This window comes from Microcoleus sp. PH2017_09_SFU_O_A (genome assembly GCF_020738625.1).
Taxonomy (GTDB): Bacteria; Cyanobacteriota; Cyanobacteriia; order Cyanobacteriales; family Microcoleaceae; genus Microcoleus.
This window is the reverse complement of sequence record NZ_JAEQCF010000004.1, coordinates 105,399-127,228: the sequence shown is the minus strand read 5'-3', so window position 1 is coordinate 127,228 and position 21,830 is coordinate 105,399. Positions and strand designations below refer to the sequence as shown.

General features: G+C 45.2%; 17 protein-coding genes and 1 tRNA gene. 10 read left to right on the top strand and 8 right to left on the bottom strand.

Annotation, left to right across the window (positions count from 1 at the left end):
* Positions 1 to 11 precede the first annotated feature (11 nt).
* A complete protein-coding gene (locus JGK16_RS02475) occupies positions 12 to 296 on the top strand; it encodes a YggT family protein (RefSeq protein WP_293202713.1) in 285 nt (94 codons plus the stop codon).
* Positions 297 to 486: 190 nt separating this feature from the next.
* Here JGK16_RS02475 and accC read toward each other — a convergent pair whose 3' ends face one another.
* Positions 487 to 1,842, bottom strand: coding sequence for an acetyl-CoA carboxylase biotin carboxylase subunit (gene accC / locus JGK16_RS02470; protein ID WP_293189424.1), 1,356 nt, complete (start codon positions 1,840 to 1,842; stop codon positions 487 to 489).
* A gap of 229 nt (positions 1,843 to 2,071) precedes the next feature.
* Here accC and JGK16_RS02465 point away from each other — a divergent pair.
* From JGK16_RS02465 to JGK16_RS02445, 5 genes are all read left to right on the top strand, one after another.
* Positions 2,072 to 2,155 (top strand) — tRNA-Leu (locus JGK16_RS02465).
* A 230-nt stretch (positions 2,156 to 2,385) separates the two neighbouring features.
* The gene (locus JGK16_RS02460) at positions 2,386 to 2,628 is read left to right on the top strand and encodes an AbrB/MazE/SpoVT family DNA-binding domain-containing protein (RefSeq protein WP_293148968.1); all 243 of its coding nucleotides are present in this window, start codon (positions 2,386 to 2,388) and stop codon (positions 2,626 to 2,628) included.
* Positions 2,625 to 2,969, top strand: coding sequence for an endoribonuclease MazF (mazF, locus tag JGK16_RS02455; protein ID WP_293175280.1), 345 nt, complete (start codon positions 2,625 to 2,627; stop codon positions 2,967 to 2,969). Before JGK16_RS02460 ends, mazF begins: the two co-directional genes overlap by 4 nt.
* A gap of 88 nt (positions 2,970 to 3,057) precedes the next feature.
* Entirely contained in the window at positions 3,058 to 3,315 is a 258-nt protein-coding gene (locus tag JGK16_RS02450) for a hypothetical protein (RefSeq protein ID WP_293189426.1), read from the top strand.
* Positions 3,312 to 3,689 (top strand): hypothetical protein, encoded by a 378-nt coding sequence (locus tag JGK16_RS02445; RefSeq protein ID WP_293202711.1) that lies wholly within the window; start codon positions 3,312 to 3,314, stop codon positions 3,687 to 3,689. The genes JGK16_RS02450 and JGK16_RS02445 overlap by 4 nt, the downstream gene beginning before the upstream one ends.
* On the opposite strand, the gene JGK16_RS02440 is transcribed toward JGK16_RS02445, so the two are convergent.
* The 7 genes from JGK16_RS02440 to JGK16_RS02410 all read right to left on the bottom strand — a co-directional run bounded on the left by JGK16_RS02440 (position 3,686) and on the right by JGK16_RS02410 (position 16,444).
* Positions 3,686 to 6,895 carry a CHAT domain-containing protein gene (locus tag JGK16_RS02440; protein ID WP_293202710.1) on the bottom strand — a complete coding sequence of 1,070 codons (3,210 nt, stop codon included), beginning with the start codon at positions 6,893 to 6,895 and terminating at the stop codon, positions 3,686 to 3,688. The genes JGK16_RS02445 and JGK16_RS02440 overlap by 4 nt on opposite strands.
* A 244-nt stretch (positions 6,896 to 7,139) precedes the next feature.
* Entirely contained in the window at positions 7,140 to 7,814 is a 675-nt protein-coding gene (locus tag JGK16_RS02435; protein WP_293202708.1) for a DNA-binding response regulator, read from the bottom strand.
* 346 nt (positions 7,815 to 8,160) lie between these two features.
* The gene (locus JGK16_RS02430; RefSeq protein ID WP_293202706.1) at positions 8,161 to 9,432 is read right to left on the bottom strand and encodes an FAD-dependent hydroxylase; all 1,272 of its coding nucleotides are present in this window, start codon (positions 9,430 to 9,432) and stop codon (positions 8,161 to 8,163) included.
* A 356-nt stretch (positions 9,433 to 9,788) separates the two neighbouring features.
* Positions 9,789 to 12,932, bottom strand: a complete 3,144-nt coding sequence (locus JGK16_RS02425; RefSeq protein WP_293202704.1) for a PAS domain-containing protein — start codon at positions 12,930 to 12,932, stop codon at positions 9,789 to 9,791.
* Between the two features lie 833 nt (positions 12,933 to 13,765).
* Positions 13,766 to 14,911: a serine/threonine-protein kinase gene (locus tag JGK16_RS02420; RefSeq protein ID WP_293175290.1), complete on the bottom strand. Its 1,146-nt coding sequence runs from the start codon at positions 14,909 to 14,911 to the stop codon at positions 13,766 to 13,768.
* Positions 14,912 to 15,159: 248 nt separating this feature from the next.
* Complete coding sequence (locus tag JGK16_RS02415) at positions 15,160 to 15,324, bottom strand: hypothetical protein (RefSeq protein WP_293175292.1); 165 nt, start codon at positions 15,322 to 15,324, stop codon at positions 15,160 to 15,162.
* A gap of 457 nt (positions 15,325 to 15,781) precedes the next feature.
* Positions 15,782 to 16,444 carry a glycosyl hydrolase 108 family protein gene (locus tag JGK16_RS02410; RefSeq protein WP_293175294.1) on the bottom strand — a complete coding sequence of 221 codons (663 nt, stop codon included), beginning with the start codon at positions 16,442 to 16,444 and terminating at the stop codon, positions 15,782 to 15,784.
* Positions 16,445 to 16,543: 99 nt separating this feature from the next.
* Here JGK16_RS02410 and JGK16_RS02405 point away from each other — a divergent pair, with 99 nt between their 5' ends.
* The 4 genes from JGK16_RS02405 (at position 16,544) to JGK16_RS02390 (ending at position 21,740) form a co-directional block, all read left to right on the top strand.
* The gene (locus JGK16_RS02405) at positions 16,544 to 18,733 is read left to right on the top strand and encodes a tetratricopeptide repeat protein (protein WP_293189438.1); all 2,190 of its coding nucleotides are present in this window, start codon (positions 16,544 to 16,546) and stop codon (positions 18,731 to 18,733) included.
* A 357-nt stretch (positions 18,734 to 19,090) separates the two neighbouring features.
* Positions 19,091 to 19,687 carry a tRNA isopentenyl-2-thiomethyl-A-37 hydroxylase MiaE gene (gene miaE, locus JGK16_RS02400; RefSeq protein ID WP_293175298.1) on the top strand — a complete coding sequence of 199 codons (597 nt, stop codon included), beginning with the start codon at positions 19,091 to 19,093 and terminating at the stop codon, positions 19,685 to 19,687.
* A gap of 91 nt (positions 19,688 to 19,778) precedes the next feature.
* Complete coding sequence (locus JGK16_RS02395; RefSeq protein ID WP_293189440.1) at positions 19,779 to 20,276, top strand: GNAT family N-acetyltransferase; 498 nt, start codon at positions 19,779 to 19,781, stop codon at positions 20,274 to 20,276.
* A 72-nt stretch (positions 20,277 to 20,348) separates the two neighbouring features.
* A complete protein-coding gene (locus tag JGK16_RS02390) occupies positions 20,349 to 21,740 on the top strand; it encodes a cytochrome P450 (protein ID WP_293189442.1) in 1,392 nt (463 codons plus the stop codon).
* Positions 21,741 to 21,830: the final 90 nt, after the last annotated feature.

The following is a 21,830-nucleotide window of genomic DNA, read 5'->3' as shown; positions in this document are numbered from 1 at the left end:
AGATAAGACCCATGACTGGTATTACCGTTGCAAGTTGGATTCTGGGCTCTGTCCTAGTGGTGATGACTTTGCTATTTATTTTTCGGATCGTTCTGACTTGGTATCCCGGCGTGAACCTCAGCAAACTGCCGTTGAGTCTGATTGCTTGGCCGACTGAACCTTTTTTAGTCCTAACCAGAAAAATTGTAGCGCCGATCGGCGGAGTGGACATTACACCGATTATTTGGGTGGGCATCTGTAGCTTGCTCCGGGAAATGATGCTCGGCCAGCAAGGAATTTTGACGATGATGATGTAGGAATGGGGAATGGGGCATGGGGAATGGGGAATGGGGCATGGGGAATGGGGCATTGGGCATTGGGCATTGGGCATGGATCAACAGTTAACAGTTAACAGTTAACAGTCAACAGTCAACAGTCAACAGTCAACAGTTAACAGTCAACAGTCAACAGTCAACAGTTAACAGTTAACAGTTAACAGTCAACTGCCTACTGACTATTTTGATTCATGAACTGTTCGACGAAATTCGTGTAAACTTCGCCGCTGAGAAATTCGGGGCTATCGAGGATTTTTTGGTGGAAACTGAGGGTGGTGGGGACGCCGGTAATCGCGCATTCCCGCAATGCCCGTTTCATGCGCCGGATGGCTGAAGGTCGATCGCGCCCCCAGACTATCAATTTACCAATTAATGAATCGTAGTAAGCCGGTATTTCGTAATCGGTGTAAACGTGAGAGTCCATCCGCACGCCAGGGCCGCCAGGAGGCAAAAAGCCGGTGATTCTGCCGGGATGGGGTCGGAAGTTGCGATCGGGGTCTTCAGCGTTGATCCGGCACTCGATCGCGTGGCCGCTAAGAATTACTTGGTTTTGCTTAATTTGCAGTTTTTCACCTTGGGCGATCCGAATTTGTTCGGCGATCAAGTCGAGCCCTGTAATCATCTCCGTAACGGTATGTTCTACTTGAATCCGAGTGTTCATTTCCATGAAGTAGAACTTGCCCGATTTGTCAAGCAAAAACTCCACAGTTCCTGCACCCGTGTAGTTGATGGATTTAGCCGCAGCAATCGCAGCGTGACCCATTTGATCTCGCAGTTTCTGGCTGAGGGCGGGGCTGGGCGCTTCTTCCAGGAGTTTCTGGTGTCGGCGCTGAATCGAACAATCTCTTTCGCCGAGGTGGATGACATTACCGTAGTTGTCGGCGAGGATTTGAATTTCGATGTGGCGCGGTTTTTCGATGAATTTTTCGAGGTAGACTCCGGGATTGCCGAAGGCTGCATCGGCTTCGCCTTGGGCTGCTGAGAAGAGTTTGGGGAGTTCGGATGGTTCTCGGACTAGCCTCATGCCGCGGCCTCCACCGCCGGCGGTAGCTTTGATCATCACAGGATAGCCGATCTCGCGGGCTATTGCTAGAGCTTCGCGATCGTCCGCCAGCAATCCGTCGCTACCGGGTACTGTGGGGACTTTCACCCGCTGCATGGTTTCTTTGGCGGTGGATTTGTCGCCCATCGCCCGCATCGCAGCCGGACTTGGGCCGATGAAAGTAATTTGATGATCCGCACAGATTTCCGCAAATCGGGCATTCTCCGCGAGGAAGCCATAGCCCGGGTGAATCGCTGCGGCGTTGCGCGTCAGGGCGGCCGAGATGATGTTGGGGATGTTTAAATAGCTTTTGCTGCTGGTGGGGGGGCCGATGCAAACGGCTTCGTCTGCCAACTGAACGTGTAGGGCGTGTTTATCTACAGTGGAATGAACGGCGACTGTGGCAATCCCCATTTCCTCGCAGGTGCGTAGTATGCGGAGGGCGATTTCCCCCCGATTAGCGATTAAAATTTTCGAGAACCCCATCTTCGCTGCTTAATTCACTCAATATTCTGTACAATAATCCCTTTCGGTATCTTCTGGATAATGGTTTCCCATAAATTCTTAATAAAAATTTATTTTACAATTTGGTGGTAGTTGTGCTATGGTTTTAAATCGGTGGTCTCAAAGGGCTAGTCACAAGTTAAATTTCAGGAACCTCAACCTGTGAATCTTTAACTCGTAACGCAAAAAATCCCAGAGATTGTCGGAAAAAGCGGATGTGGCGGAATTGGTATACGCGCACGCTTGAGGTGCGTGTGGCATTATGTCCTTGCGAGTTCGAGTCTCGCCATCCGCATTGAATATATGAAACAACTGTTGATGGCTTTGACTGTTGGCGGTTGTTTTGTTTTTGATGGGTGGGTAGTCAGAAACCGGGTTTTTGCGAGAATATTTGGTTACAGGCGAAGATTCGGGAAAAAACCCGGTTTCTTGGATTTTAGTTGCTATACTGTAGACACTCTGTATATACATCCTCAAAAAAGGGTGAAGTCCTCAGAATAATATCACTAGCTAGAGGATTGGGCTATGGTTGGGACGATCGCAAAGTGGGGAAACAGTCTTGCTGTTAGGATTCCACAGCATTTAGCTAAAGAGATTAACTTAGTGGAAGGTTCCCAAGTGCAGCTTGTCTTGATAGATGGTAGGCTGACGATCGAGCCGATAACTCGTCGGCGGTATTCGCTTGAGGAGTTGATTGAGGCCATTACCCCAGAAAATCTTCATACTGAGATTGACAGTGGAGTTGCTGTGGGGAATGAAGTTTGGTGACACAATCAAATCCCTACATTCCGAGTCGAGGCGATATTGTTTATTTAGACTTTGACCCCACTAAAGGACACGAACAAAAAGGACTTAGACCTGCTTTTGTGCTGTCGCCTCGTGCTTATAATCAGAAAAGTTCTTTAGCTTTATTTATGCCTATTACCAAGCAACAAAAAGGGTATCCTTTTGAAGTTGCTTTACCAATTGGATTAAAAGTTCAGGGAGTTATTCTTGCAGATCAAATCAAGTGTCTAGACTGGAAAGTTCGCGGTGTTCGATTTGTTGAATCTGTATCTGAAGATGTGATTGAGGAGGTACAGACCAAAATTGAGCCGTTGTTATTCTAAAAGTGGTGGCGAGAAACCGGGTTTTTGTGACAGACTTGGTGACAACTCCTAGATTTCGGGAAAAACCCGGTTTCTTAGATTTTGGATTGTGGGTGGGTGGCGAGAAACCGGGTTTTTGCGACAGACTTGGCGACAACTCCCAGCTTTCGGAAAAAACCCGGTTTCTGTGGTTTTGCGCGAGTATCGTCGGGTGCGTCGCTATCAGATATATTTAAATGCGATCGAACTTCTGACAGCGACGCACGATACAAAATACTCTTTAACTACGGAAACTTGCGTGCACAAAAAATACATTTTATGGCAAAATAATAATTACTCATTTAATCGATCGCCATTATCCCCATGACTACTGTTACCCAAGCACAAATTGAACAATATCGCTCCCAACTACAAGAATATCCCGATGCTCTGAAAGGCCTTGAGGTGCTCGAAGGGTGTGAAGGCGATTTAGAATATGCCGCCGAAACTATAGCAATTGAGTCAGGAGAATTACCGGACAATATGAGCGAGGAAGATCCGAATGAACCTAGCTGGTTAGAAAAGTCAACTCAAAAATTGCGTCCTTATATTTGTACCTCAGCCTTTAGAGAATCATTAAAACAGGGTTTTGGTGGTGCAATGACTTTGCTAATGCCTTATGTTGGTATTCCAGCATTATTAATATTAATAATTCTTTACATAAACGAGAAAAATCTGGATGAGTTTTGTAAGGAGTGCTAAACACCGATCGCAATGAAGCCAGACCAATAATGAGGTTCAACAAAGGGAAATGGCTTGCGGTTCTGTGCGCCCTTCAGAGGAGCATTAACATAGCGTGTGCGTTCCTTTAGGGGTAGTCGATCGAAAATTTCGTCGATTTGGGGTTTGAGGTCTTTTAATAAGACTTCCAGCCCCTCTGAGGTCATATTACGCAGCCATTGCTGTGCCTCATTGAGAGCAGTAACCGTTGACATACTTTCTAGGTTTTCATAGAACCGCATTAGTAATAAAGTGCTGGTGACTTGATCCACTTCCCAAAGCGTGCTGACTATACTAGGGCTACCAGCCAAGAGAAAGCCAAAAGGTAAGCCAATATATTCATCGCTAGTTTTGGATTTTGTCAATCCAGTTTCGCAGGCGGAGAGGGTGACAAGACGACATTGATTTAGGTCAAGATTCAAGATTTCCAACAGTGTCAAACGTTCTTTATTTGCGAATACCAGGGATGATTCCAAAGGCGAGTCAGGCTCAAACTTGCCGTGACAACCGAAATGGGCGCAGTTGGCAAAATTGAGTTTCGCGTTTAGAATTGCGTTCTTATTAGCATCATCTTTTGCCAAGAAATCATTAGATTTGAATTTCTCGCAGATATTCGCGGCTTGAAGTTCAAGTAAATAGCGATCTTTGGTAGGATTAGCAATCGCAAATAGGTGAGAGAAATTGGGGCGTTGTCGCTGTTTCGCCTGTTGCAGCAGTTGGCAACTGGGGGCATAGCTGACTCCACCTGGGAATAAGTCGAGAAAGCATAAATCTGATTTGGATAGGGATACAGTAGTAGCAGAATTCTGTTCATCGGTGTATCCACGTTCAACATCCCTTTCGTGAGAGATTGGCAACGCATGAAGAGGGAAAAGATGCAAGAAACGATGGGGAATTAAAATTAGTCGATCGCACTGTTTCGGAATATTCTCTAAAATCCGATCTAGCTGCAAAATCTCAGCTAGATTGTGGAGGCGAGAGGCTAGTTTTTCCTGCCATTGCGGTTTTCTTTCAGGTGGTTTACTCTCTTCGTAGTCTTTTCTATACTCGTCATACCAATTTACCAAGGCTTCAAAGTTTGCTGTTGAAGATTGCCAGATGATGGGTGTTGGCGTTTGCGGGGTGATGATGAAGGTGAGGAATTTGTCACCTGTAATGTACCACTCAAGAATAGCGGTGTTTTCACCTGTCAGAGTTTGAATGTCTTTGTAGAGGATGGGCTTAACTTTTTGGGTTAGGCTAAAATCAGGATCGATCGGTGTAATTTCACGAGCAATCAATTCATCGAGTTGTTTACGTAATTTGGTGAGATGAGTAGAATCGCGGCTAGTTGTTAGGCTGTCGATTTGGAGGCTGCGTTCTCCCAATATTCTGCCGCCATTACTGTTACTGTTTATCTGTTCGATTTCCAGTCGTCGCTGTTCGGCCTCAATTTCTCGACTGAGGCGCGACAATTCGTTGAGAACAGTTTCGGGGATATTGCCTTTAGGTTTGATGTCACGGTTGGCAAAGAGTTCTACAAGGTTGCGGGCTTTGCTGCGTTCGACGTATTCGATCGCTTCGGTGTAGCGTTGCAGTTCGATGCAAATTTCTACCATGCCACTATAGATTCTGTTATATTCTTCGGCTAATTTCTGTTTGGTTTCATCCCCAGATTCAATCTCGCCCCGTAAAAATTCTACTGTTTCAATAGCTGGGGTATATGTATCGTAAGCCAGTTGCCATTGCTGGTTGTTTTGGTAAAGATTACCTAAATTAAACAAAGTTTCTGTATAATCTTGCGGGAAAGCTTCGCGAGTTCTGATAGTTAAAGCAGCGTGATAAAACTCAATCGCCCGTTCCACATTATCCGCCCGCGAACCCTTGATTCTGTCTAAGTAGGCAGTAGCTAGGTTATTTTGAGTCATTGCCCATTTTTCACGGAAATCCTCAAGGGTATAAACTGTTAAAGCAGCGTCAAAAAAGCTGATCGCCTGTTCCAGATTTTGGGCCTGATCGCCTTTGATTCTTTCAATATAAGTACCAGCTAAGTTATTTTGAGTCTCTGCCCATTCTTCAGGGAAATCCTTAAGAGTACGAACTGTTAAAGCAGCGTTATAAAAGCTGATCGCCCATTCCAAATTTTCTGCCTGATCGCCGTTAAGTCTGTCACCGTAGGCATTGGCTAGGTTATTTTGAGTCATTGCCCAATCTTTAGGGAAATCCTTTAGGGTGCGAACTTTTAAAGCCTCGTTATAAAAGTTGATCGCTAGTTCCAGATTTTGGGCCCGCGAACCCTTGATTCTATCACTGTAGGTATTGGCTAAGTTATTTTGAGTCAATGCCCATTCTTCAGCGAAATCCTTTAGGGTATAAACTGTTAAAGCTGCGTTAAAAAAGTCGATCGCCAGTTCCAGATTTTTCACCCGATCACCGTTGATTCTGTTTTTGTAGGCAGTGGCTAGGTTGACTTGAGTCATTGCCCATTCTTCAGCGAAATTCTGAAGAGTGAAAACTGTTAAAGCTGTGTTAAAAAAGCAGATCGCCTGTTCCAGATTATCCGCGCGCGAACCGTTAATTCTGTATAAGTAGGCATTGGCTAGGTTGACTTGAGTCCTTGCCCAATCTTTGCTCCCCGGTTCCCGATTCTTTAAAACTATTTGATAACCAGTAATGGCGATTTCAATATTGTTCGTTCTGTTTGCACGGGGAAATTGAAAAATACGAACACTTAAATTTTCAAAAATTCCGACAATTAAGCTAATTTCTTCTGTATTTTTGCCGATGACAATGAACTTCTTGACCACTTCCTGTAAAGTCTTGCCAAAACGGGCATTGAGAAGATGTTGTCGTTGACCGAGGATGGAGTGAATTACTTTAATATCGCTACCGCTAGCTGCTGCTGCTTGCAATAATTCTAAGATAAACTTTACATATTCTTGGGAATTTTCACCTTCTGAGTCATCGCTATCTCCCTCATCCTTCCCATCCAAGAATTGCCCTACCTGACTGGCCAGATTTCGCAGGAAACTAGCTGGATTTTCCTGTCCTTGTTGTGTCAAGTTTTCTGCTACTGACTCGCAAGCTTGGAGAAATCCGCGATCCAATAATTCTAAGTTATCTTGTAATATCTGTGATTCGTCTCCGTTAGGGCAAGTCAGGAGAGTCTGAATTAGTTGTTGGTAGGCTTCGGCGCGGGTTTCGTCCATTGTAGGGAGTTGTGAATAACACCGATGATTATTTTAGCATGATTCGATGGGTTCGGTGGCCAGAAACCGGGTTTTTGCGACAGACTTGGTGACAGGCGAAGATTTGGGAAAAAACCCGGTTTCTGAGATTGTGATTGTGGGTTCGGTGGCCAGAAACCGGGTTTTTGCGACAGACTTGGTGACAGGCGAAGATTTGGAAAAAAACCCGGTTTTTGCGATCGTGCGGAACCAACCGTATCAATTTCTACCCCATCCCGAACAAGTAATCGAAATTACCGTCTCCCACAGACTTTTTAAGCGTATTGATAATTTTCGTTGTATTATCGTAAGGCCCTTCAACATAACAAGGTTCTCCATTGCGACCGAAATTCAAGCCGATTTCGCTGGTTGATTCTCCTAAATGAGCCTTCGACTGCTCGAAATCGCGATGCGGTTCAAAGCCTAATTTTTTGGCATAGGCGATCGCACCCCAAACCAAAGCTTGTGCTTGCTCTAAACTAATCTCCTCGTATCCCAGAAACTGCGAGTAAGCATTCTCAACAAGATTTTTATATTGGCTATCGTTGCAGTTACGTGGCGGCATGGCATCCTTCACTCCCAAGCACCAGTAGTCGATCAAATAAGAGGTTACAACAAAACGATTGTAGCCCTTGGAACGGGTAACCATCACTAAACCCAAACCGCTCATTTCAGAGGTTTCATTGCCCAACAATACCTTCGCAAAATTTACATCGACGAGACATTGAGCAACGGGCAATAACTCTCCTTTTTCGGCGCTAGCGAGGGCTGTTTGTTCTGCCTGAGATATCAGAAATGTACTGACTTCGGATGCTTTCAATCCTAACTTTCGGGCAATTTGTTTGGGCGTTAATTGGCGATCGCGCAGGTTGAGAATTTCTTGTTCTTGTTCGGGTTGCATGGTTTTTCTACTGCTGTCAGGGCAGTGTTCGATCTGAGTAGATCATTGTATCGCGTTTTTGCGACAAACTTCTTAAAATTGCAAAGTTCCAGGAAAAACCCCGGTTTCTTTGATGGTATTATACGATATTTTGTAGGGGCGGGTTCACCAATAATATCTAACAATTACCAACCATCTATATAAACCCGTCCCCACACCACCGATCGCCCACGTCAACCTGAAATTTACATCGCATCACCAAAATTTACATGATGATTTATCGTTGGGTGGGGGCGGGTTTTTGAGATTGTTTGTTTTGGGCGATTATGGTTGGTGAACCCGCCCCTACGGGGATGTATGAAAGAACCTAATTCTGCCCTAATTCTGGCGGCTTCCCCATTAAGCCGGTCATCAAGCGCAATGCTAAAAACCTGACTGGCGGAATTGTCCGCAAACACCACAATCCGAAGCGGCGAAATGCTACAATTGGCAGCCAAGTATTGGAAAACAATCTGTCTAGAAAATCGGTAAATCCTAATACGATTAAGTTTTCTTTTTTGCGCCAGTTGTGATACCGTTTTAATACTCGCAAATCGCCGATGTCTTCGCCTTTTTGGTGCGCTTGTTGCAAGATTTGCCCGATCGCACCTGCGTCTCGAATGCCCATGTTCAATCCCTGGCCGCCCACGGGATGGCAGCAGTGGGCGGCGTCGCCAATGAGTGCTAATCTGGGCAACACGTAGCGATCGCTCTGCATTAACTGCACTGGAAACAAAAAGCGATCGCTCTCCAATTCCAAGCGCCCTAACAGCCCGCCCGTGCGCTGTTCCAACAAAGCTAAAAACTCTGTTTCATCCATTGACTGCAAAGCTTTCGCCTCCGCGTGGGGTGCTGTCCAAACTACTTGACAGCGGTTCCCTGGTAATGGTAAGACTCCCATCGGGCCGCTCGGCCAAAAGCGCTCAAAGGCAATATCATTGTGTGATTTTTCGGCTTTAATAGTGATCGCAACGCAGGATTGCCAGTATTTCCAGCCGCGAGTGCTGATCTTTGCTTCTGTGCGGATGCGCGATTTAGAACCGTCGGCGGCGACTAATAATTTAGTGCGAATTGTGCGAGTTTCGCCCTGTTGTTTGATTTGAATTTCGGCGCAATTAGTTAAATATTTTACCTCGACTACTTCCGCCGGACAAACCCAACTGAAATTAGGGTTTTTTGCTAAACATTCCTGCAAAGCTGACAGCATAACTCGATGCTCGCCAACGTAACCTAATGCTGTTTTTGGTACGGGTAGTTTGCCAGTATTTCCCAAATCCGGGCGGTGGAATTCGACGACTCCGGGATAGTCGCCGTCGCAGAGGCTAATTTGCTCGAAGGTGGTGATTTGCGGCAAGATTTGTTCCCACACGCCGAGGCCTTCTAAGATCATTCCCGATAGCAGGGTGATTGCATAGGCTTGTTTTTTGGCTGCTGCTGCTGCGGGGAGTTGGGTTTCTATGATGGCTATTTTTAATCCTGAATCTTTGAGGGCGCACGCTAAGGTGGCGCCGACTATGCCGCCTCCGACGATCGCGATATCAAAGTCTAATTCCTGGGTTTGCGCGGAGGCTGTTGTTGCAGAAAGTTGGTTTATGGGCATTTTCAAGGGATTTTTTTAAGTGAATAATTATATTTACTCTTGTATTGTAAAGAATTATTTCGATTTTGGGCGATCGACTGAGACGGGGAGATGACTATTTTGCAAGGTGCGACGCTTGCTACTGCGGAGTGTTTTCTGTGGCGATCGCAATTACTGGGTATGTAGTTGGGCTTTAGCCCCAAGAGCGCTGAAGCGCAACTACGTACCTGGTTGGTATGTTGTTGGGCTTTAGCCCCAAGAGCGCTGAAGCGCAACTACGTGCCTCGGAGCGCTGAAGCGCAACTACGTACCTAAGAGCGCTGAAGCGCAACTACGTACCTAAGAGCGCTGAAGCGCAACTACGTGACACTCAGAAATTAATGACTGATGACTAATGACTGATTACTGCTCACCATTTCCTTTTCCTTGATGTTTTCCGTTGCTTGGGCTGATAGATTCTGGGAAATGGGAATCTCTATGATAAACTCTGCACCTTTCCCGGGTGCAGAAACACATTTCAATTTTCCTCGGTGTTTTTCAACTATAATTTGATAGCTGATTGATAGTCCTAAGCCAGTGCCTTTGCCGACGGGTTTGGTAGTAAAAAATGGATCGAACAATTTGCTCATAACTTCAGGATTGATTCCCATCCCGTTGTCGGCAATCCGAATGGTTACTGTGTCTGAATTTGCACTGGTCTTAATCTCAATGGTGTTGGGGCTAGCATATATTTCTGTTGGAGAACGCTTGCTGTTGTATTCTTCGAGGGCATCGATCGCATTTGCTAACAGATTCATAAATACTTGATTGAGCTGACCTGCATAGCACTCGACTTTGGAGAAGCTGCCGTAGTTTTTGATAATCTCGATCGCCGGACGAACTGCATTAGCTTTGAGCTTGTGCTGCAAAATTACTAAAGTGCTTTCGATTCCTTCGTGAATGTCTACTCGCTTCATCTGCGATTCGTCGAGTCGGGAAAAGTTACGCAAGGATACAACTAAGTCGCGGATGCGATCGGCTCCTACTTTCATTGATTCCAAAATCTTCGGAAAGTCTTCTATTAAGTAATCAATTTCTATCTCTTCGGCTGATAAAGCAATTTCCGTGACGGGATTTGGGTATTTTTCCTGGTAAAGGTTGAGCAGATTTAGCAAGTCTTTGGCGTATTGGCTGGCGTGGGTGATGTTGCCGTAGATGAAGTTAATCGGGTTGTTGATTTCGTGGGCGACTCCGGCGACTAGCTGGCCGAGTGAAGAGATTTTTTCGGTTTGGATTAGTTGCGCTTGGGTTTCGTGCAAGTCGCGGAAAGCTTTTTCGAGCTGGGCTGCTTGCGATCGATACTGTGCTGCTGATTGCTTGAGTGCTTCCAATACTTGGACGCGATCGCTAATATCCGTGTGCGTGCCCACCCATTCGCGAATGCTGCCGTCTGTTGCTAAAACTGGGACTGCGCGCACCCAAAAGTGCCTGTAGCTGCCGTCAGACGCCCGCAAGCGGTGTTCGACTTCATAGAGGTTTTTGGTTTCGACTGCGCGCATCCAAGCTTGCAGCGTGAGATCGCGATCGTCTGGGTGAATTGCCGAAAACCAGTTGTTTGTGGCTTCCTCCAAGCTTTGGCCTGTATATGCCATCCAGTCTGTGGGCGCGATCGGCTTTCCTTGTGCGTCTGTGATCCATACGAGTTGCGCGGTAGCAGCGATCAGCGATCGGTATCTTTGCTCGCTTAAACGCAGGGCTGTTTCGGCTTGGAAGCGATCGCTGATGTCGCGGGCGATGGTAGAAATATATGCGAGTTGGCCGTCTGGTGCTGAGTGGGAGATGATGACTTGGCTGACGGGAATTTCAACTCCCGAGGCTGACACGAAGGCTGTTTCTCCACTCCAAACACCGCCTGAGATTGCGGTGGCGATCGCTTGCTGGAAGGTGCTGCGGGCTGAGGCTGCGGCAAATTCTCCAACTTGTTTGTTCGATATATCTTCGTTTTCGTCGATACCCACCATTTTTCTGCCTGCTTTGTTCATGTAAACAGCGTGCCCGTCGAGATCGCAGATACCTACAAAATCCGGCGTTGCTTCGAGAATTGCTGCCAGACTTCTGTTGGCGACTTCTGCTTGTTTGCGATCGGTAATATCCCGCGCGATGCTAACTATACCGCTGATTTTTCCTTGCCCGTCTCGGTAAGCGTTTTTTGTCGAAAGAAATGTCCGCAATTTTCCTTGAACTGGCAATTCTTCTTCCATTACTTGCGTTTTTCCCGCTGTCACGATCTGGCGATCGGTTTTGGTAATATTGGCCGCAATTTCCGCAGGAAATAACTCGCTGTCATCTCGGCCGATAATGTCGTCAAAAGACTTGCCAATGATGCTAGCTCCCGCAGCGTTGAGCATCATGTAGCAGCCCTGAATATCTTTGACAAATAGGGCGGTCGGCGTACTGTTAATGACTGTGAGCAACAGGTTGTAGTTTTTTTGGAGCGCCTGCTCTGTTGTGTGAGAATCGAGAATTTGCTGCTGCAATTGCTCGTTAGCAAGTTGGAGTTCAAGAGTCCGTTTCTCAACTTGACTTTCTAAGTCTGATTTAGCTTTGATCAGCCCCAGTTGGGTTCGATAGCGCCTTCGGTCTGCGGTGCAGAGACTTTTCGCATTCTGCCAAATCAGAACAGTAAAAACGATCGCGTTCAATACGCTTAACAGCGATATTCCTAGCTCCGGGGAGTAGGCTTGCAACCGCTCTCCCGAGATGATGAAGTAACCAGCCAAAGTCGGAATAACCATCGCCTGTGGCAACAACCGCCTTGCCATGATGCCGCCCGCGCGATCGCTCACAATTACTGCTATCAATCCTCGCTCTGGACTAGCAAATAAAATCCCCAGGCTCAGTAACATAAATGCTACGGAGGTGTGCAAAGCCATTCCTGTATAGCCAATTGTGTAAAAGAAAGGTTTGCCGTAGATGTAGCCGATCAAACCCAGATATGCAATTAAAAATGCACAACAGCTTAAGATTTGAACCCGCAGGTATTTGGGGCGGCGTAGAGACAGCAGCAGCAAGGCAGTTCCCTGCAATAAAAAAGCAGTGGCAGTATTCGGCGCCATCCGTCCCGGTGCTGAGATACTTGTGAGGTTAGAATTGTCTTTAAATAGCAGTTGGTCGATGCCTAAGTCTAAATTAGAGCTATATTGAATTAGGGTGAATAGACTGATTAATATAATTAAAAGTGAACTGGAAACAATTAAAGCTTTATCTATTTTTTGAGCTTTAATTGTTGTTGATTTGGCACGCCTGCGCTGTTGCAGAAACAGAGACAATCCGCTCAAAATAAAGCAGACCGCTGTGTTGGCTTTCATGCTCGGGAGTTCTGGAAAAATGCTCTTTAAGAGTTGCAGGTCGAAGATCCAACCCAACATGACTGTACAGCCGATCGCGATTACTGCAATACCAGCCTTTTTGGAAAAAGACTGGAGTGCTGCAATTGGGGTTGAGGGCGGCTGCACTTTTTGCGATCGTTCAAAAAATTCCAATTTCTCGCTCCCTCAAATTATGTGGGTTTCTAGGTGTTGAAGGTAACAATAAACACTCTACTTATATTGTTGCTAGATATACCAAGCTGCTTAAGAGATTGTTAAAACTGCGTAGATAGCACATAATACTAACTATGTTATCTAACTTGAGATAGAGTGTCAACTAAAGTAACAGGCTTTGATGTATAAGGCATTGGTCAGAATTCAATAATTTTTCTTGATTGTTAGTTAAAATAAAAAATTATTTTTTCTTTCGGATTTGTCCTTATTGTTTGTTACTTATTCCTTGTTCCTGCGAGGTGGTAAAAAGTGCGATCGCCCGATTCATCTTCCGGGCAGAGTGTTTTTACTCACTCATTCGAGGGGTAATGGTAAAGGATTGTGCGATCGACTCCGCAGGGCGCTCACAACAAAAATAGCAGTCGGATTGTCAACCGGCTGCTGTCGCTGTGGTTCGTGTTCTGCTATCAGTTGGCTCCGCTAACCTCACAAAAGATAAAACTGTGCGCTTGAAACCAATCCTACACAAACTTTCGTCCGCTTTCGCAGACTCAAGAGGGGGATATTCAAGCCGGATTTGGTATCAAATCTGACCTCAACGGTGTTGGGTTTCCTTCTTTCATTAATGACTGTTGACTGTTGACTGCTGACTGCTGACTGTTGACTGTTGCTAGTAATTAGTTAACGGTTGTGTGTTGTTAGTAAGTAATTAACGATATTACTGGTTATTAGTTACTGGTTATTAGCACGAAATAACCAATAACTAATAACCAATAACCAATAACTAATAACTAACAACCAATAACCAATAACCAATAACCAATAACTAATGACTAATGACTACAGACCAAATTTTGAACTGCTTCCAAAGCTTCGGTTGCTGACTGGTAACGCTGGGGGAAAGAGTACAGCACCATCTGGTCTAAAATGCTAGCAAGCTCCGGCGTCACGGTTGCATTTTTCTGCCAAATAAGATTGCCTAAATTATCGACTTTGAGTTGTTTCGGGCGCATCCCTGTCAAGGCTTGAATCCCGATGATCCCAACAGCATAAATGTCGCTGCAAAATTTCGGTGCGCCGATGGCTTGTTCGGGAGGAATGTATTCTTGATGAGTGCCGCCGCCGCGCGATTTGGTTTGACCGTTGCTATTTTGGGAGGTATTAATTTCTTTGACGGCCCCAAAGTCAATTAATACAATCTTGTTATCTGGTGAGCGCTTGATTAAGTTTTGAGGGTGCAAATCGCGGTGAATTACATTTTCTTTGTGAACGAAGACTAGCACTTCTAAGATATCTTTCAACAAAGCAATAACTTGATGTTCTTTCCAGGGTTGACCTTCGATGAGTTCTTGATACAGTGGTTGTCCTTCGATGAATTGATAGACTAAATAAAAATATCCATCTTCTTCAAATCGAGCTAACAATTCTGGTATGCGATCGTGTTGGCCTAAGCGATATAACACTCGCGTTTCTAGATCGAATAGCTTGCTGGTTTTCTCTGACTGGCTTTTCAGGCGCTTGACGAGACACAAAGGTCGATCGGGCAAATTTTCATCTTCAGCGAGATATGTATCGCTGTACTCGGTGCTGACTAAGTGTTCTCGGATTCGGTAACGCATCCGCAGCAGCCTTTGCAAGATCGGATCGACAGATTTAACAGGTTTTGTGCCTTTTTCTAGAGATCTCATGATACAGTCCCAAAGATTTGCTCCGACTACTCTTTCTTCTGGTCGAATAATTTCTGCTTGCTTCAATACCTTGGTGAGGTCTTTCCACAATTTGTAGCCGACATATCGCCCCAGGTATCCCACTGTGTACCCGCGGGCGATCGGATCGTTTTGCTGAATTTCTTGATACGTCAAACCAGTTAAAACGCCTTTAATTATCGACTGCTGCAACCGACTCAGGTTTTTTTCTGTTTGTTGGTATACCAGGTTGTCCAAAAAAGTTATTGCTTCTTCTACCGTCATAGGCTTCATATTTTAAGTGATTTGTACGGGAGTCACGCATTTTTCTATGCTTAAGTTTCTGTTATACATGATTTGACTTAACTTTGATAGCTTTGTCTACTGATTGAAATATATTTTTATAAATATGACTTTTATGACTTTAAGTTATGACTTTTATGAATTGACATGATTCATAGTTGCGATTATTGTATCAAGTACAAGTTTTAAATAGAGAATATATTCCCAAATTAGCACGTTGCAATTTTGACTGTACCCAATTAAAAAAAATCCTTAGTTAGCTTTTTACCCAGAGCGAAGCCGAAGGGCTGTCTTCCTTCTATAACTACAGCAAAGTGCGATCGACTCGGTACCGATCGTAGCGTTACTTTAATCGGCGCCAGCGGTAACGATTTTATCAGCGGCAGATAATCAAGTGTTGGCAACGGTGACTGGGTTCAATAGTTTGGTTACTGCATCGGATTTCGTGTTGCTGTAGATTCATTTTTTTAGATTCCCTACTTTTGCAAGGAGTGGGGAATCTCGCAACTACGATTTTTTCTGGATGATTTTACCGCAGAGGGCGCAGAGAGCGCAGAGGATAAGAGAGAGATAATCTTAAGAAGGAATAAGAAGGAAGAAGGAAGAAGGAAGGAAGAAGGAAGAAGGAAGAGGGAAAAAGGGGAGAATTGGAGAATTGAAGAGAGGGAGAAACGGCTATTAATGCCCAATGCCCGGGAGCATCTCAGTTTTGTAAAAAGCATTTTTTTTATTGTAGTGCTGTCCTCGCTCGCGTATTGTACAATACGCGAGCGGGGACAGCACTGTAAATGCAAAACTGAGATGCTCCCCAATGCCCAATGCCCAATGCCCAATTCCCAATTCCCAATTCCCAATTCCCAACTACTTAATCTTGTTTACGTAGCCCCACAAACTGTAATCGCGACTCAGCCAACCCCGGAAAAAAGCCATTTGACTCGGATCTTCTTGCACTCGTTTGTAGCGGTAAATAATCCGTTCGTTAATCATTTGCAGCGCCGTATTTTTGTTATTAGCAGATTTTAGTGCATCCCTCGTGCGCGCATCAAAAACACCAGTTTGCGGCAATCCTAAAGCTTGCTGCAAAAATGTAATAGAATTGTTAATACCAAAATTAACAGCAGTGTCAAACATGACGATCGCCAAAGCAGGCTGCATCGTACCCGACAGGCTCGAATCCCAGTAATATTTATAAATTTCCATGAGCTCTGCTTCCGACATCTGCGTCACGTCGAGGGGTGGCAGCCCGCGACTGTAGCGGTAGGAGTTGTATTCCGTTTGCAGGATGCCCCGATAGGTTCTGCCGCCCTTATCTGCGGGGTGATTGCTGAATCCGCCCTCAAAATATAGGGTGAAATAAAGGGCTGTTTGAAATAGTCGCTGCCGAAAGTCGGCTGTCTGCTTTTGCGCGAGAGTCTTTTGGGCAAAGGGTAAGGGGATTGCTAAGGCTAACAAGAGTATCCCCAGCAGGAGGTTTGGTTTCCACTTGATGTGATGTTGGCGCTGTGTCGCTTGCTTCTCGCTCATAAATTATCTGTGACGATCGCCCGTAGTTCCGATAAAACTGCTACTCTGCAAAATAATCTAAATTCAACCTTTAACTTGATAGCACAGATAGGGCGCCAAATGAATTCCGATTTTCGCAACCAATCCGAAACACCCCAATTAGAAGATGCTGCATCGCTGACTGTCGTTGCAGAAACTTATTACTCTGAAGGCAATTTAGCAGCCGCCGTGGCTGCTTGTCGCCGAGCTCTGGAATTGCAACCGAATTGGGCGGCGGCTTACGTGACAATGGGCAATGTGCAGCAAGCAAGCGGCCAGATTCAGGAAGCAATGCGGTTTTATTCGGAGGCGATCGCCCTGAATCCCGATTTTGCTGAGGCTTATGCTAATTTGGGGAGTATGCTCTACAAACAAGGGCATTTCGTGGAGGCGATCGTTAATTACCAAAAGGCGATCGAACTTAAACCAACTTTGGCTGCTGCTTACTGGAATTTGGCAGGCGCACTGAAGCAGCAAGGGCAGTCGGATGCAGCCGTAGCCTACGAGCAAAAAGCCCTAGAACTCAATCCCCATCTAGCTCAGGTAGATTTTCACATAAATTTAGGCGATAAATTAGCGCGGCAAGGGAAGTTAGACGAGGCTGTGGCTGCATGGCAACAGGCGATCGCATTTAAACCCGATTTACCCGAAGCCTACTGTCAAATTGGCATAATTTTGCGCCACCAGGGCAAAACAAAAGAAGCCATACCCAACCTGCAAAAAGCCCTAGAAATCAAACCAGATTTTATTGCCGCCCACCAACATTTGTGCGGCATCCTCCGAGATACTAGCGATTTAGCAGCCGCGCGGCAAGCCGTACACAAATACAGCCAAATGTGCGCCGAAACCGATCCAATTATGACGGCGATTTACTACGTCAGCACCTATCAAGTCTCGGGATTGAATCAAATTGCGCGCGATCGATTTTTAGAGTTAGAGTCGTACTTGCAACAAAACTTAGAAACGGCTAGCTCGGTAGAAATTAAATCGCTTTATGCAAACTTCTTATTCAGCACGCCCTACGTGCGAGATGACTTAGCAGCCAACTCTAAACTTTACAGATTAATTGCCCAAAAGTATATCGAAAAATGTATCAAACCTAATTTTTCTCAACCCGCAAATTACAGTTTCAAACCACAATCCCCAGCCAGCAAATTAAAAATTGGGTTTTTGTCCAATCACTTCAGCCGTCATTCTGTAGGTTGGTGCAGCGCTGACATCATTCGCGAATTGTCCGAGTTCACACCCAATTTATATCTGTACGCTTCCGAAAGAATTACTCCTGACGATCGCACTCAGCAATTTGATAGTTTGGGCAAACTCACTTTCCCCAAAACTTACCCAAACGGACTTGCCAATTCCGCAGAAATTATCAACCAAATTCAGCAAGATGAATTGGATATTTTAGTCGATTTAGATTCTCTCAGCGTCCCAATTCACGCTGAAATTCTTCACCAAAAACCCGCACCAGTTTGTGTCTCTTGGCTCGGATTTGACGCCCCTTACATATCCTCAGAAAATTACTTTCTTACCGACTGGCATTCGCACCCAGCAGGTAGGGAAAAATATTATGACGAGCAGCTAATTAGAATGCCGGATTCCTTTGTCGCAGTGTCAGGTTTTCAGAGGTATGGAGTCGATCCGGTGGCGTTGAGAAAGTCGAATCGCATCGGTTTAGATCAAATAGTTTACTTGTGCGTCACTCCCGGCAGAAAATTCAATTCCGACTTAGTAAAAGCACAAATTGCGATTCTCAAACAAGTGCCGAACAGTATTTTAATTCACAAAGCTTTGGGCGATGCTGCCGTATTTGAAGGTGCGTACCATCAAGCTTGTGAAGCTGAGGGAGTTAGCCGGCACAGAATTAAGTTTTTGCCCAGGTTTGCTACGGAGGAAGAACACAGAATTGTCTATTTGCTGGCCGATGTTTTGTTAGATTCTTATCCTTATAATGGAGGTACTCACACTTTAGAGGCTTTGTGGTTTAATTTGCCGGTGGTGACTCGCACCGGAGAACAGTTTTTGTCGAGAATGGGTTATTCGTTTTTGCAGGCTTTGGGAATTGAAACTGGTGTGGCTTGGTCTTGGGCTGAATATGTGGATATGGGTGTAAAATTGGGTAAAGATGGTGAATTAAGAAAGGCAATTCAAGCACAGTTGATGAAATCTAAAGACGCAGCCAATTTGTCGCCGTTGTGGAATCCGAAAAAGTTTGCTGGTGATATGTATGCGGTGTTTGAAAAGTTAGGCAAAGTCAATTCCCAAAAGTAGGAAAACGGCACAGTAGATTGTCCTCGGTTGCCTATCCTTACCGAGGCAAAAATAAACTAGATTGTATCAAATCTGGTCAATAGATCGTGATTGTTGTAGGGGCTGGTTCACCCTGATATTCAACACAAATCCTAAATCCAATAAACCCGCCCCGACCGGATATTACGATCGACCGGACATGATATCATATCAAATCAAATCCGGTTACATCGTCGGGCGTAGGGGCGGGGCGGGTTTATATAATTTGTCGATACTTATCTAATATTTCGGCGAACCCGCCCCTACAGAACTCGATCGAATACCAGGACGAATTAAACGGAAATGATCTAAAATCTCACATCTAAAATGTCAAATAATATGAGTTCAACACTGCCAACAATTAAGTTTTTGAAACAGCCGACTTCGCCAGCTTGGATCGAACAGGCGATCGCCCATTTGGATACAATCTTATTAGATCATTCTCATTGCGAGCGGAAAGCGGCCGGAGTAGCGTTAAATTTAATGTTTCGCTACCCAGCGCGGGAAAAATTGGTGCGGATGTTAACCGCCATCGCCCGCGAAGAATTGGAGCATTTCGAGCAAGTCAACCAGCGCTTAGAAGAGCGCGGGATCGCTTTGGGCCCTTTGGCTGCGCCTCCCTACGGTGGGGGTTTGTCCGCCCAAATTCGCAAGCAGGAACCGGAGAGACTTTTGGATTCTTTGTTGGTTTCTGGTTTGATTGAAGCGCGGAGTCACGAGCGGTTGGGGCTGCTAGGCGAACACTGTCCCGACGCAGAATTAGCTAAGTTTTACCGCAGTTTGATGGCTTCGGAAGCGCGCCATTACGGGGTATATTGGATTTTGGCAACAACTTATTTCGATCGCGCTCTTGTTATTGAGCGGCTGGAGCAATTATCATTGATAGAGAGCGAGTTGCTGGCAACTCTTTATCCTGAACCGAGAATTCATAGTTAAAAGTTGGGTGCATTTCCAGACTGTAAAACACTAATTATCAGTAAAATTACAGTTGCCAAAGTCCAAAAATAAGTATAATTAGTAACAACTAATGAGAACCCAACATCGGGATTTTTTAATTCGTTCGTGGGAAACGCGCGATCGGGCTGAGGCATTCCATTTAATTCAGAATGTTTTGGTAGAGTACGGTTTACAATGCGAAGTTCATGGCGCAGATCGAGATGTCTATGATGTAGAACTACACTATCAGAAGAAGGGCGGGGAATTTTGGGTAGTTGAAAAGCACGATCAAATAGTCGGTACGGCGGCTTACTATCCCATCGAGCGCGGGAAGAATGCTGTGGAAATTCGCAAAATGTATATTTTGCCAGCAGCAAGGGGACAAGGTTTGGGGAAATTTTTACTGCAAGAATTGGAAAGTAAAATAATGGCTCGCGGCTTTGATGAAATCTGGATCGAAACTGCTAGCGTTCTCAAAGAAGCTGTTAAAATGTACGAAACTAGCGGATATCTACCGACAACGGGTGTGGAAACAGCAAGGTGCGATCGGGTTTACGTAAAATCTCTCGGCGTCAACAAGCTAGAATAGAGATTCGCGATCGCTTGGAAATAGTAATAATGCTTTCAGTCATCTGAAACAACAAAAGCAGGATAAAAACCAATGACTATCCTCACAGAAAATTCTCAATCTCAAAATAACACTAGCAACAAATTGCTAGACGGCCCTAAACAGGGGAGATTTGTTCAGACAGTCCGGGGGATTTTAAATCCCCTCTATTATTTAGAGAAAAATTATAAGACATACGGCGACATTTTCACCACCCAATTCAGCAACTTTCCGCCCCAGGTAGTTATTAGCAATCCTCAAGCAATTCAAGAAATTTTCACAGCGGATAGTAAATTCTTTGAATCTGGTACGGGAAACCAAGTAACGTTACCTTTAGTAGGCCCCAATTCCTTATTGTTGTTAGATGGCGATCAACATTTGCAGCAGCGCAAGCTTTTAATGCCACCTTTGCACGGTGAACGTATGAAAGCTTACGGAGAAATCATCCGCGACATCACCGAAAAAGCAATTAATACTTGGACTCCTGGTAATACTTTCGTCGCCCAAGCAACCATGCAAAACATTTCTTTGGATGTGATTTTGCACGCAGTTTTTGGGCTGAGCGAAGGAGAACGCTACCAACAAATTCACCAATTAATGGTTGATATGTTCAGCGTGTTTAGTAATCCATTAAATGCTACCTTTTTGCTGGTAAAGTCACTGCAAAAAGACTTGGGGGCTTGGAGTCCTTGGGGACGGTTTTTGCGGCAGAGACAGCGTTTGGATGAACTGCTTTATCAAGAAATTCGCGATCGCAAAACTCAATCTCAACCCTTGGGCGAAGACATCCTCAGCTTGTTGGTTTCAGCCCGCGACGAAGCCGGAGAGCCGATGAGCGATGTTGAATTGCGCGATGAATTAATGACAATGTTATTCGCGGGACACGAAACTACAGCTACAGCTTTAGCCTGGGCTTTGTATTGGATTCACTATCTCCCGGAAGTTCGCGAAAAACTGCTGCAAGAACTCTCTTCTATTGATGTTGACAATTGCGATGGGATGGAAATTGCTAAACTGCCGTATTTGAATGCTGTCTGTTCGGAAACGCTGCGAATTTATCCGATCGTATTTTTTGCATTTCCGCGCGTTCCGCAAGCTCCGATGCAGTTAATGGGTTATGATATTCCTCAAGGAGTGATGCTTTCTACCTGCATTTATTTGGTTCATCACCGAGAGGATCTTTACCCCGAACCAAATCGTTTTAAACCAGAACGTTTTCTAGAAAGGCAATTTTCACCTTACGAATATTTGCCGTTTGGGGGAGGGAACCGTCGCTGTATTGGCGCGGCATTTGCGATGTTTGAAATGAAGTTAGTTTTGGCGAAAGTGCTGTCGCGATATTCTTTGGAACTTGCAGAAAATCGTCCGATTTTGCCAGTACGCCGCGGTTTGACAATGGCGCCCGCTGGCGGTGTGCGTCTGGTGGTAAAGGGTAGTTTGTCGTAGTGTCGTAGGGTGCGTCAGTATGCGCGATATTTGGTGATGTTGAGAAGCTAGTGGCTGACGCACCATAGTTTGTTGAAAGGTGCGTCAGCT